Annotated in this window: 13 protein-coding genes; 11 read left to right on the top strand and 2 right to left on the bottom strand. The window is 61.8% G+C overall.

Annotated elements, in window-relative coordinates; genetic code table 11:
• Positions 1 to 41: 41 nt before the first annotated feature.
• Together BWR59_RS25850 and BWR59_RS25845 are read right to left on the bottom strand one after the other, a co-directional pair.
• Positions 42 to 674, bottom strand: a complete 633-nt coding sequence (locus BWR59_RS25850; RefSeq protein ID WP_081568525.1) for an ANTAR domain-containing protein — start codon at positions 672 to 674, stop codon at positions 42 to 44.
• On the bottom strand, positions 671 to 1,819 hold the full coding sequence (locus BWR59_RS25845; protein WP_081568524.1) for a transporter substrate-binding domain-containing protein: 1,149 nt from the start codon (positions 1,817 to 1,819) through the stop codon (positions 671 to 673). Before BWR59_RS25845 ends, BWR59_RS25850 begins: the two co-directional genes overlap by 4 nt.
• 661 nt (positions 1,820 to 2,480) lie before the next feature.
• Between BWR59_RS25845 and urtA the strand changes: the two genes are divergently transcribed.
• The 11 genes from urtA to BWR59_RS25790 all read left to right on the top strand — a co-directional run bounded on the left by urtA (position 2,481) and on the right by BWR59_RS25790 (position 12,408).
• Complete coding sequence (gene urtA / locus BWR59_RS25840; protein WP_081568523.1) at positions 2,481 to 3,662, top strand: urea ABC transporter substrate-binding protein; 1,182 nt, start codon at positions 2,481 to 2,483, stop codon at positions 3,660 to 3,662.
• Between the two features lie 67 nt (positions 3,663 to 3,729).
• Entirely contained in the window at positions 3,730 to 4,632 is a 903-nt protein-coding gene (gene urtB, locus BWR59_RS25835) for an urea ABC transporter permease subunit UrtB (RefSeq protein WP_081568522.1), read from the top strand.
• A gap of 1 nt (position 4,633) precedes the next feature.
• Positions 4,634 to 5,776, top strand: coding sequence for an urea ABC transporter permease subunit UrtC (gene urtC / locus BWR59_RS25830; protein WP_081568521.1), 1,143 nt, complete (start codon positions 4,634 to 4,636; stop codon positions 5,774 to 5,776).
• The gene (gene urtD, locus BWR59_RS25825) at positions 5,773 to 6,510 is read left to right on the top strand and encodes an urea ABC transporter ATP-binding protein UrtD (protein WP_081568520.1); all 738 of its coding nucleotides are present in this window, start codon (positions 5,773 to 5,775) and stop codon (positions 6,508 to 6,510) included. The genes urtC and urtD overlap by 4 nt, the downstream gene beginning before the upstream one ends.
• A 2-nt stretch (positions 6,511 to 6,512) precedes the next feature.
• Positions 6,513 to 7,202, top strand: a complete 690-nt coding sequence (gene urtE, locus BWR59_RS25820; RefSeq protein WP_081568519.1) for an urea ABC transporter ATP-binding subunit UrtE — start codon at positions 6,513 to 6,515, stop codon at positions 7,200 to 7,202.
• Positions 7,203 to 7,224: 22 nt separating this feature from the next.
• Positions 7,225 to 7,665: an urease accessory protein UreE gene (gene ureE, locus BWR59_RS25815; protein ID WP_081568518.1), complete on the top strand. Its 441-nt coding sequence runs from the start codon at positions 7,225 to 7,227 to the stop codon at positions 7,663 to 7,665.
• The gene (locus BWR59_RS25810) at positions 7,662 to 8,405 is read left to right on the top strand and encodes an urease accessory UreF family protein (RefSeq protein ID WP_081568517.1); all 744 of its coding nucleotides are present in this window, start codon (positions 7,662 to 7,664) and stop codon (positions 8,403 to 8,405) included. The genes ureE and BWR59_RS25810 overlap by 4 nt, the downstream gene beginning before the upstream one ends.
• Positions 8,406 to 8,447: 42 nt before the next feature.
• Positions 8,448 to 9,143 (top strand): urease subunit beta, encoded by a 696-nt coding sequence (locus tag BWR59_RS25805; protein ID WP_081568516.1) that lies wholly within the window; start codon positions 8,448 to 8,450, stop codon positions 9,141 to 9,143.
• 2 nt (positions 9,144 to 9,145) lie between these two features.
• Positions 9,146 to 10,858 carry an urease subunit alpha gene (gene ureC, locus BWR59_RS25800; RefSeq protein ID WP_081568515.1) on the top strand — a complete coding sequence of 571 codons (1,713 nt, stop codon included), beginning with the start codon at positions 9,146 to 9,148 and terminating at the stop codon, positions 10,856 to 10,858.
• 27 nt (positions 10,859 to 10,885) lie between these two features.
• Entirely contained in the window at positions 10,886 to 11,545 is a 660-nt protein-coding gene (ureG, locus tag BWR59_RS25795) for an urease accessory protein UreG (RefSeq protein WP_081568514.1), read from the top strand.
• Entirely contained in the window at positions 11,542 to 12,408 is an 867-nt protein-coding gene (locus BWR59_RS25790; RefSeq protein WP_081568513.1) for an urease accessory protein UreD, read from the top strand. Before ureG ends, BWR59_RS25790 begins: the two co-directional genes overlap by 4 nt.
• Positions 12,409 to 12,627 lie beyond the last annotated feature (219 nt).

The following is a 12,627-nucleotide window of genomic DNA, read 5'->3' as shown; positions in this document are numbered from 1 at the left end:
AACGTCCGCGCAGAAGAGGGTCAGGCCACGGGGGCCGACACTCAGGAACAGGCTTGTTGAAACAGCTCGTGGGCCTTCACCAGCGCCTCGGCGATCTTTTCCACGGGTTCGCGCTTGGCCATGGCCTGATCGCGCAAGGCGTTGTACGCGTCGATTTCCGACATGCCCTTGGTTTCGATCAGGATGATCTTGGCCTGCTGCACGGTGCGCATCACAGCCATCCGCCCTTCCAGGCGCTTGACGTGTTTTTCCCGCTCGCGGGCTTTGCGCGACTGGCTCAACGTCAGCGCCAGTGCCGTGAGCAGGCCGAACGAGCGCACCGGCGAAGGGATCACCGAACAGGCATTGAGCTGCACCAGTGCTTGGACAATGATCGGGTTTTCATAGGCGATCACCGGAATGATCGGCGGCGTGCTCGCGTGCAACAGCCAGGGCGTATTGGTCGACAGGCTCTCAGGCGACACCGCCAGCACGATCACGTCGACCTCGGCAGTGAGGCGTTCCGGGATCGGCCATTGCACACGCACCTGGCAGCCAATGCGCTGCAGTTGCGCGATCAGGTTATGGCCGTCGTCATCGTCCGGATGCACCACCAGCACGCTGATGTCGCGCAGGTCCTTGATGCCTGCGCTGCTGTCGTTGCGTTGGCGTTTTTTCGCCGCGCGCAAAGTCATAGCGGCCTCCCGGCGGCGCTGGTCCAGTCATTCAGGCGCGGCGCCACGGCATAGGGATCGGGTTTCAGCGCGCTCTGGCTCTCGTACAGGATGTCGAACTGGCCTTGGGCGTTGGCCCGCCCGATTCGCGAAAACAGATAGGTGTGATGGTTGTGCGCATCGACGCGAACACGGCCCTGAGGCGCTTCGAACTCCAGGCCGCGCATGGCCTGCAATACATCCTCGACCTCGGTGCTACCAGCACTGACGATCGCCTTGGCCAGCAAGTGAACCTGAAAATATGCGGCCTCCCAACAACGATCGGTGACCTGCTCCTGCCCGAACAACTCACGGTACTCGGCGATGCACTGTCGATTGATCGGTGTGTCCACCGACTGAAAATAGGTCGCCGCCGAAATGTGCCCGTTGCCCAGATGAACACCCATCTGCTTGATGTCGGTTTCGCTGGTGGTGAGGCTGGCAATCGGCATTACCGCCGGGTCGAAACCCGCGTCGGCGTAGGCCTGATACAGATGCGCCATGGTTTCGCCGACCACGGTGGAGAAGATGAACGAGGGTTTCAGCTCCCTGGCCTTGACCATCAGTTTGGCGAAGTCCTCAGGGCGGGCGTTCTTCAGTGGCAGGTAATACTCACCCAGCTTGGTGCCACCGCGCTCGTACAGCAGGTCGCTCATCAGGCGGTTGGTTTCGTAGGGGTAAACGTATTCGGAGCCAATCATCAACACCCGGTTGCCAAAGTTGTCGAGCATGTAATTGCCCAGCGGCACGGCGTTGTGATTGGGCGTGGCGCCGGTATAGATGATGTTGCGCGAGTATTCGAAACCTTCGTAGTACACCGGGTACATGAGCAATGCGTCGTAACGCTCCACCACCGGTAGCGCAGCCTTGCGTGCCGCTGAGGTGTAGCAACCGAAGAAGAAGCGCAGGTTCTCTTCGCGAATCAGTGACTCGATGTGCATGGCGTACAGCGCGGGGGTCGAATCGGGATTGCGGGTGATCAGCTCCAGCGGCCGGCCCCCTACGCCACCGGCGGCGTTGATCTGTTGGATGGCGAATTGCGCGCCGCGCATCGTCGAACCTTCGGCGGCAGCGGTGACGCCGGTGTCGGAAAACAGACCGCCTATGCGGATCGCTGGGTCAACCATGCCTATCAACCTTGTTCAACGTGAGATGAGACGCCCGGCAAGTGTCAGGGTCTGGAATTGTGCAAAGGATTCATTGAGCGAATGTCCGCATGTAAAGCGGCGGCTCTCAGGCATTTGTGCCTGAAACTGGCGGGACAACGCTGTCGAGGCCAGGCATGCGAGGGGCCTTCCACACCTGCCGGGAATGGGCGTGTGACAAGGGACCCTGCGAGGGTATTGGTCTGTTGCCATGCAGATAGCGGGCCAGCCGCCGCCCCTGCGGACCCGCGACGACCCCACCAAGGTTTGCGCCGGCAATTGGGCGGGGAAACCTTCGGCTGCGCACCCACGCAAAACGTCACGCTTTTGGTGCGTCCGCCCCGCTCTCGCGCCAAACCGGCGCAGCCCTGTTTCGCTGTGCAATTAATGCAGAGAAATGAGTCTGGATAACCAGGCAACGCGCATTTGCGTGCAGGTCCGCAATTGGCACCACCCTTGCTAATACACTTCTGAGACATCGCGCCAGCTGTTTGCCCTACGCCCACTTGGCAAGTAGGGAAACACCTCGCGTACGACTGGATCGGACACAGTTGTCCCGCCAGATTCGGCACAAGAAGCCTGACCTCCCGGTTATTCATTTAGCCGGGACGTCGGGCTTTTTTTATTCCTGGGGAGAAATGCAATGCACAACGACAAGCGCCGTTTGATCAAGCAAGCCCTGCTATTGGGCGCCTTCAGCCTGTTGCCGTTTTCACTGGCCAGCCAGGTGCAAGCGGCAGAGACCGTAAAAGTCGGCATCATCCATTCGCTCACCGGCACCATGGCCATGAGTGAAGCGTCGGTGGTGGATGCAGAAAAACTCGCCATCGATGAGATCAACGCCAGCGGCGGCGTGCTCGGCAAGACCATCGAACCGATCGTCGAAGACGGTGCCAGCGACTGGCCGACCTTCGCCGAGAAAGCCCGCAAGCTGCTGGAAAACGATCACGTCGCCGCCACTTTCGGCGCCTACACCTCGGCCTCGCGCAAGGCGGTGTTGCCGGTATTCGAGCGTGACAAGGGCCTGCTCTACTACCCGACCTTCTACGAAGGCCTGGAGAAATCCCCGGCCATCATCTACACCGGCGCCGAAGCCTCGCAGCAAACCCTCGCTGCCGTCACCTGGCTGATGGCGAACAAGGGCAAGAGCGTCTATCTGGTCGGCTCGGACTACATCTGGCCGCGCACCACCAACAAGCTCGCTCGCGCCTCGGTCACCAAGCAAGGCGGCTCGATTGTCGGCGAAGATTACCTGCCGCTGGGCAACATCGAATTCTCCTCGGTGATCAACAAGATCAAGGCCGCCAAGCCGGACATCGTGCTGTCGACCATCGTCGGCGGCTCCAACGTGGCGTTCTACAAACAGCTGAAAGCCGCAGGCATCGACAGCAGCAACCAGACTCTGATGGCGCTGGCCGTAACCGAAGAAGAAGTCACCGGGATCGGCGCTGAAAACCTCACCGGTTTCCTGACCTGCATGAGCTACTTCCAGAGCCTGAAAAACCCGGTCAACGAGAAGTTCGTCGCCGCCTTCAAGGCTCGTTACGGCGAGAAACGCGTGGTCGGCGACCCGATGGCAGCGGCCTACACAGCGGTTTATCTGTGGAAGAAAGCAGTCGAGAAAGCCGGCAGTTTCGACGTCCCGGCGGTGATCGCGGCGTCGTCTGAACTGACCCTCGATGCGCCCGAAGGCGAGATCAAGGTGCACAAGGACAACCACCACCTGTGGAAGCGTGCGCGAATCGGCACCATCAACGCCCAGGGCCAGGTTGACGTGATCTACGAGTCCGCGCCGATCGAGCCCAATCCATTTCCAAAACTGTAATGCAGGGTCGGGCGCGATTCGTCTCGCGCCCTGATCAACCCACTGTGCAGCGACAGGTAGCAACGCAATGACTCTCGATATTCTGATAATGCAGGTCTTCAGCGGGTTCTCGCTGTTCTCGGTGCTGGTGCTGATGGCACTGGGGTTGACCATCGCCTTCGGCCTGATGGGCGTGATCAACATGGCCCACGGCGAATTGATGGCGATGGGGTCGTACATGACCTACGTCACCTCGCTGGTGTTCCAGCGTTACTTTCCCGAGTTCATGGGCTGGTATTTCATCATCGGCATCGGCGTCGCCTTCGTGGTGACCTTTGCCTTCGGCTTCCTGCTCGAACGCTGCTTCATCCGTTTCATGTACAACCGTCCGCTGGACACCCTGCTGGCGACCTGGGGCCTGTCGCTGGTGCTGCAGCAAGTCTTTCGTCAGGTGTTCGGGCCCAAGGAAGTCAGCGTGCCGACCGTGCAATGGCTGCAAGGCGCCTGGAAGATCAGCGAAGGTCTGGAGCTGCCGCTGAACCGGATTTTCATCATCGGTTTGACCTTCGTCATTGCCGGTGCCGTATTCCTGTTTCTTTACCGAAGCCGCTGGGGCCTGCGTATTCGCGCCGTCACCCAGAACCGCGCCATGGCCGGTGCGGCCGGGATCAACACTGCTCGCGTCGACGCTGTGACCTTCGCCCTGGGCTGTGGGCTGGCAGGCATCGCGGGCAGCTCGTTCACGATGCTTGCTTCCACAGGCCCCGTGAGCGGCCAGCAGTATCTGGTGGACACCTTCATCGTCGTGGTCTTCGGCGGTGTCGAGAGTCTGCTCGGCACCTTCCTTTCCGCGTTTGCCATCGGCCAGACGCAGATCTCGCTGGAGTACCTGACGACAGGCTCGATGGCCAAGGCGATCACGCTGATGGTGGTCATCGTATTGCTGTTCTTCCGCCCCAACGGCCTGTTCGCCGCGAAAGTGAGACGCTGAGATGAATGACATGACTGAAAAGCCCCTCACCCGCTCGCAAGCCTCGGACCGTGTGCCGCGCTGGTTCAGCGGCGGCCTGTTGGCGATGCTCGAACGGCACAGCCTGATCTGGCTGTCGATCCTGCTGCTGGTGGTGTTGCCGCTGAGCCTGGGCGACTTTCGCCTGGGTCTGGCGGGCAAATACCTGAGCCTCTCCTTCTGCGCGCTGGGTATGGTGCTGATCTGGGGCTACGGCGGCATTCTCAGCCTCGGCCAAGGCATTTTCTTCGGCCTGGGCAGCTACATGATGGCCATGTTCCTGAAGCTGGAAGCGACCGCAACAGACGAAGCCGCCAGCGCCCTCGCCGCCTTCTACGGCTCGGCCCTGCCGGACTTCATGATCTGGAACAGCGTCGATGCCCTGCCCTGGTGGTGGAAGCCGTTCGAGTCAGCGACCTTCACCATTGCCGCCATCCTGATCATTCCGACACTGCTGGCCTTTGTCTTCAGCTACGCCTACTTCAAGAAACGCGTGGGCGGGGTCTACTTCTCGATCATCACCCTGTCGCTGGCGGCGATCATGTCGATCATGATCATCGGTCAGCAAGGCTACACCGGCGGTGTCAACGGCCTGACCGACTTCAAGACCGCATTCGGCCTGAGCCTGCAAACCCCGCAGACGCCGTGGATTCTGTACCTGATCACCACTGTGTTGCTGCTGGCCAGTGTCGCGCTGTGCGGCTTCATCCTGCGCAGCCGGCTGGGCAAGGTGGTGGTCGCGATCCGCGACCGTGAAGACCGGGTACGTTTCTCCGGCTACAACACTGCGTTGTTCAAGGCCTTCATCTTCGCTGTCGCCGCGCTGATCTCGGCGCTCGGCGGGGTGATGTTCACCCTGCAAGTGGGCCTCGCTTCGCCTTCGCTGGTGGGCATCATCCCGTCCACTGAAATCGTCATCTACGCAGCCCTCGGCGGGCGTCTGTCGCTGGTGGGTGCGGTGTACGGCACGCTGCTGATCGGCGTGGCGAAAACCTACCTGTCGGAAAACTTCGTCAACTTCTGGCAGTACTTCATCGGCTTCCTGTTCATGGGAGTGGTGCTGTTCCTGCCTTCGGGCCTGGCCGGTCTGCTGCAACGCTGGAGCAAAAAGGAGGTGCAGTCATGAGCGGCATGCTGCTGAGTGTCGAGGACCTGACCGTGTCCTTTGACGGCTTCAAGGCCGTGGACAGCCTCAATTTTTACGTCGAGGAAAACCAGGTCCACGTGGTGATCGGCCCCAATGGGGCGGGCAAGACCACCCTGTTGGACATGATCTGCGGCAAGACCCGGCCGAGTGCAGGGAGCATCCGTTTCAAGGACCTGCAACTGGCCAACATGATCGAGTACCAGATCACCCGCGCCGGGGTCGGCCGCAAATTCCAGAATCCTTCGGTGTATGAGGACCTGACCGTGCGCGAGAACCTGGACATCTCCTCGCCAGACAAACGCGGCATCTTCAACTGCCTGTTCGCGCGCAAGGACAAGGCATTGCAGGCCGAAATCGAACAGACCGCCGAGATGATCTTCCTGAGCGATCAGCTGGAGCGCAAGGCCGGACTGTTGTCCCACGGCCAGAAGCAATGGCTGGAGATCGGCATGCTGCTGATGCAACGCCCCGAACTGCTGTTGCTCGACGAACCGGTGGCCGGCATGAGCGCCGGTGAGCGGGAGAAAACCGCAGGCCTGCTCAAGCGCATCGCCCAGGGCCGAGCCATGGTGATCATCGAGCACGACATGGAATTCGTGAAATCGGTGGCAGACAAAGTCACCGTTCTGCATCAGGGCAAGACCCTGGCCTACGGCTCGATGGATCAGGTGCAAAACGATCCTCGCGTCATCGACGTCTATCTGGGGCACTGAGCATGCTGACTGTCAATAATCTCAACGTGTATTACGGCGACAGCCACGTGCTGCGCAATCTGGACCTCAATCTGGCGCCTGCCGAATCCCTGGCGATCATGGGCCGCAACGGCATGGGCAAGACCACTTTGCTGAAAAGCCTGGTGGGCATGCTCCCCGCGCGCAGCGGCAGCATCAAGCTGGCGGGAGAAGAACTGACCGGGCGCAAGAGTTACGACCGGGTCGCTGCCGGAGTCGGTTTCGTGCCTCAGGGGCGGATGATCTTTCCTTACCTGAGTGTGGAAGAAAACATCCTGACCGGCATGCAGGGCGCCCCTGCCGCGCCGATTCCCGACTACATCTACGAGTACTTTCCGGTGCTGTTCGAAATGCGTCGGCGCAAGGGTGGCAACCTCTCCGGCGGCCAGCAGCAACAACTGGCCATCGCCCGGGCACTGGTCTCAAACCCCAAAGTGCTGATCCTCGACGAACCCACCGAAGGCATCCAGCCGTCGATCATCAAGGACATCGCCCGCGCGCTGAACCTGCTGAAAAAAGAGCGGGGCTTCTCGCTGATCGTCTCCGAGCAGGTGCTGTCGTTCGCCATGGCGGTGGCCGACCGTTACCTGATCATCGAGAAAGGCGAATTCGTGCACAGCGAGGTCCGCGAGACCGTCGACCGCGAGCGCATCCTGCGCTACCTGACCATCTGATTGCGGCACAGGAGACCACAGCATGTTGATACTCGACCGCATCGTCGGCCAGGCCAGCGACCCTGCCCTCGCCGACCGTCTGCACGACCTGAGCCACCACGGCCAGGTTGAAACCCTGAGCCTGTCGGCCAGCGATATCCAGCGTCATCGTCTGCGACTGGCGAGTGATCGCGGCACTGACTGCGCCATTCGCCTGGAGCGCCACCAGCAGTTGCGCAACGGTTCAGTCCTGATGCTCGACGGCCAGCGGGCCATCGTCGTGCAGATGCAGGATCAGCAGTTCCTCGACCTGCAACCCCGGGACGTGGCCGCTGCGCTGGAACTGGGTTACTTCGCTGGCAACATGCACTGGAAGGTGCGCTTTGCTGGAGACATTCTGCAGATCCCGCTCAATGGTCCCGAAGCTGATTATCTGGAACGTCTGGCGCCGATGCTGACGGACGGCCGGGTGCAGCGGGTATGAACGTGGATGCAGGCGACCTGCGCAGCAGCCTGTTGGCCCTGCAACAGGCCGACAGTTTTTTCCCCGCAGGCGCCGTCGCCTGGTCCTGGGGACTGGAAACGCTGGTGAGCGACGGTCGCCTTGGCGTGCCCGATGAACCCACTGTCAGACGTCGTCAGCGCGGTATGCATCGAGACCGCAGCGCGCAGGTGCGCGGCTTCGTCGAGGGTCAGTTGCGGCACCGCTGGGCCAGTTTCGACCGAGCGTTTTTAATTGCGGCCTGGCACGCCGCCGATGACCTGCCTGCGCTGCAAGTGCTCGATGCTGAGGTCGAGGCGTTGACCCTGGCCGAAGAACTGCGGCAGGGCTCACGTCGCGTCGGTCAATCCCTGCTCGGGGTGCATGTCGCCCTCGGCACGCAGGGCGCCGAGGCTTATCAGCGTCAGGTATTGGCGGGCGACGCCCCTGGCCATCTGCCGGTGCTGCAAGGTTTGCTCTGGCGCCGGCTGGGCATGGACTGCAATCACTGCCAACTCGCCGCCGCCCACAGCCTGTGTACCGGACTGGTCAGCGCCGCCGTTCGGCTGGGTGTCATAGGCCACATCGATGCCCAAAGGGTGCTCACCGCCCTCCAGCCACTGCTGCTTGAACTGCTCGCCCAGGCGCCCCCCGCTATCGATGACGCCTGCGGCTTCACGCCCATGGCCGAGATCGCCGTGATGCGTCACGAAACACAGGACCTTCGCCTTTTTGCCAATTGAGACGACAGGCCCAACGCCTGCCGCCTGCACAGGAGCTTGAACATGCTGCTGACTCCAACCGAGCTTGAGCGACTGACGCTGTACAGCGCCGCCGAGCTGTCGCGCAAACGCCGCGCCAAAGGCCTGCGCCTGAACTTCCCTGAAGCGTGCGCTTTGATCGCAGACGAAATTCTTGAAGGCGCCCGAGAAGGTCGCAGCGTCGCCGAACTGATCGGTTTCGGCTCGACCCTTCTCAACACCGATGACGTCATGCCCGGCGTAGCCGACCTCTTGCCAGTACTGCAAGTGGAAGGCACTTTCCCGGACGGCACCAAACTGGTCACCGTCCACCAGCCAATTCGTCCCGGCCGACTACCGCTTACGACACTGCCAACACCTGGCGAGATCATTACTCCCGAAGGCGACATTCAACTGAGCGCCGGCCGGCCGACCGCCACGCTCAGGGCGATCAACACCGGCGACCGTCCGGTGCAGATTGGCAGCCACTATCACTTTTTCGAGGTCAACAAAGCGCTGGATTTCCCCCGTGAAGTCGCCTTTGGCATGCACCTGGACATCCCCGCCGGCACCGCTGTGCGCTTCGAGCCCGGTGAACTGCGTGAAGTGCAACTGGTGCAGTTCGGCGGTAGCGGCGACATCCACGGCTTCAGCGGTTTGACCAACGGCAACCTGCACGATCCGGTCTGCAAGGCGGCGGCGCTGGAACGCGCCCGTGCCCAACACTTCAAGGGGGCCTGAACATGGCAACGATGACACGCAAGGAATACGCGGCGATGTATGGCCCAACGGTCGGCGACGCCGTGCGCCTGGGCGACACCTCGCTGCTGGCCGAAGTCGAATTCGACCACTCAGTGCCCGGCGACGAATGCCTGCACGGCGGCGGCAAGACCCTGCGCGACGGCATGGGACTTATGCCAGGGCATGACAGCGACGACGGCGCCCTCGACATGCTGATCTGCAACGCGCTGATCATCGATCCGGTGATCGGCATCGTCAAAGGCGACATCGGCATCAAGGACGGCAAGATCGTCGCCATCGGCAAGGCAGGCAATCCGCAGGTCATGGACGGTGTGCACCCGCAATTGATCTGTGGCGTGGCGACCACCGTCCGCGACGCTGAAGGCCTGATCGTCACCCCCGGGGGCATCGACGTCCATGTCCACTTCGACTCGGCGCAGCTCTGTGAGCATGCGCTGGCAGCCGGATTGACCACGTTGATTGGCGGCTCTCTGGGCCCGATCACGGTAGGTATCGACTGCGGCGGCGAATGGAACGTCGGCAAGATGCTGCAAGCGTCCGAAGCCTGGCCGATCAACTTCGGCTTCCTGGGGCGCGGCAATTCCAGCAAACCTGAATCGCTGCTCGGGCAACTGCGCGGTGGCTGTCTGGGCTTGAAGATTCATGAAGACTGGGGCGCCATGCCCGCGGTCATCGACACCTGCCTGAAAGTCGCCGACGAATACGATTTCCAGGTGCAGCTGCACACCGACACCTTGAATGAATCGGGCTTTCTCGAAGACACCCTGGCAGCCATCGGTGATCGCACCATCCACATGTATCACACCGAAGGTGCGGGCGGCGGGCATGCCCCGGACATCATCAGCGTGGCCGGCAAGTCCAATTGCATTCCCTCCTCCACCAACCCGACCAACCCCTACACCGTGAACACGTTCGACGAGCATCTGGACATGATCATGGTGTGCCACCACCTCAATCCGGACGTGCCGGAAGACGTGGCGTTCGCCGAATCGCGGGTGCGTCCGCAGACCATCGCCGCCGAAGACATTCTTCACGACACCGGCGCCATCTCGATCCTCGGCTCGGACAGCCAGGGCATGGGCCGGATCAACGAAGTGATCTGCCGCACCTGGCAACTGGCGTCGAAGATGAAAGATCAACGCGGCCGTCTGCCCGAAGAAAGCACCGCGCTGGGCGACAACGAGCGGATCAAGCGCTACATCGCCAAATACACCATCAACGCGGCGCGAGTGTTCGGCATAGACAGCTACATCGGCTCGCTGGAGCCGGGCAAGATCGCCGATCTGGTGCTCTGGCGTCCGGCGTTTTTCGGCATCAAGCCGGAGCTGGTGGTCAAGGGCGGTTTTATCGTTCATGGCGTGATGGGCGACTCTTCCGCATCGCTCTACACCTGCGAACCACTGGTCATGCGCCCGCAATGGGGCGCGTTCGGCGAGGCTAAACAGGCCCTGTCGGTGAACTTCGTCAATCGTCTGGCCGTTGAAGCCGACACCGCCACAAAACTGGGTCTGAAGAAGGCCCTGTTGCCGGCCATCGGCACCCGTACCCTGCGCAAGTCCGACATGTTGCACAACGATGCCTGCCCCGACATTCGCGTCGACCCGCAAACCTTCGACGTGTACGCCGATGGCGAGCGCCTGACCTGCGAGCCGGTCAGCGAAGTGCCGCTGGCCCAGCGCTACATGCTGCGCTGACCCCCTTTTGATTTGAGGAAACGGATGATGGATACCCAACTCAACACCCTGCCTACCGCCGAACCGCTGCCTCATCCCGGCGCCGCACGTGTCGGCATCGGCGGCCCGGTAGGTTCCGGCAAAACCCGACTGCTGGAGCAGTTGATACCGCGCTTCATCGCCCGCGGCATCGAGCTTGCGGTGATCACCAATGATCTGGCGACCCGTGAAGATGCCGAACGGGTCAGACGCAGCGGCCTGATCGATCCCCAGCGGGTGCGCGCTGTGGAAACCGGGGCCTGCCCGCACACGGCGATCCGCGAAGACCCGACGCTGAATCTGCAGATGGCCGATGAGCTGGAAGCGCGTTTCGAGAACCTCGATCTGGTACTTATCGAATCCGGCGGCGACAACCTGGCCTCGACCTTTTCCCTGGACCTGGTGGACTACTGGATCTTCGTCATCGATGTCGCGGGCGGTGACGACATCCCGCGCAAACGTGGCCCGGGGGTGTTGAGCTGCGATCTGCTCGTGGTCAACAAATATGACCTGGCGCCCTATGTGGGTGTCGATCTGCCGCGCATGCGCCGTGAGTCCGATGAGGCGCGCAATGGCAGACCGGTACTGTTCACCAACTGCGCCACTGGCGAAGGCGTCGACGCAGTCGTCGAAGCCATCAGCCGCGCCGTGTTGTTCGACCGCCCATGAACGCGCCTCAGGAGCTGTTTCGCCCCCTCACCGAATGTGTTCAGCCACAGGCGCGAATCACCTTCAGCCAGAGCCCGGCTGGCGCCAGCTACATCTCGACGCAACAAGTGGGCTATCCGTTTCATCTGGGACGCACACTGAAACTGCCCGACGACCCGCAGGGGATGGCTGCGGTATATCTACAGTCCTGCTCGGGCGGGATCTTCGCTGGGGAAAACCTGCACATCGAGCTGCGCGCACAGAAGGACACACAGGTGCATGTCAGCACCGGGGCTGCAACTGTCGCCCACAGCATGATCGAGCAATCGGCCCGGCAGTCGGTGAGCCTGATCGCCGAATGCGGCGCCTTGCTGGAGTACTTGCCGATGGCGACGATCCTGTTCCCTCAGGCAAAACTGCACAGCTGTGTGAAGGTGATCCTGCACCCTGGCGCCAGGGTCATGCTCTGCGATGCGTTCTGTTTGCATGCACCGCAGGGCAATGACGGCGTGTTCGACGCTTACCGCGCCGATCTGGAGGTGCGCAGCCCTGACGGTCGGCTGCTGGCAGGAGATCGCCTGGCCCTTGGCGGGCAAGACATGCGCCGGCAACTGCCCGGCGTCAATGATCGCATGCAAGCGCTGGCGACCTTCATGCTGGTGGGACAGAAGCTGCCAATCGATGAGCTCAAGCAGCTATTGCGAGAAGCCCTGTCTTCGCTGCCGGACAGCTATCTGGGCGTCAGCGCGCTGCCGAACGACTGCGGCGTGAGCGTGCGGGTCATGACGGTCGATGCGGTGGCTTTGCGGGTTGCGCTGCACAGCGCATGGGCGTGCCTTCGCGAGCACCTGACCGGGATCAAGCCGCGTGTCAGACGGAAATAGAGGGGCTCGCCGCCAGCCAGCCGGACTGCCACAAGGAGTTGGGTTTACCAAGCAACATGATCGTGCCCACGCTCCGCGTGGGTATGCATCCTGTGACGCTCCGCGTCACCTGAAGCGGACGCAGAGCGTCCAAGGCGGCATTCCCACGCAGAGCGTGGGAACGATCACGGTCCGTGGCGCATCGACGCCTTGGCGTAGGCGAGTCCATCCAATTACAGG

This window comes from Pseudomonas sp. Bc-h (assembly GCF_002080045.1).
In the GTDB taxonomy this organism is placed as follows: Bacteria; Pseudomonadota; Gammaproteobacteria; order Pseudomonadales; family Pseudomonadaceae; genus Aquipseudomonas.
Note: the sequence above shows the minus strand (reverse complement) of the source record. Positions and strands in the feature narration are given on the sequence as shown.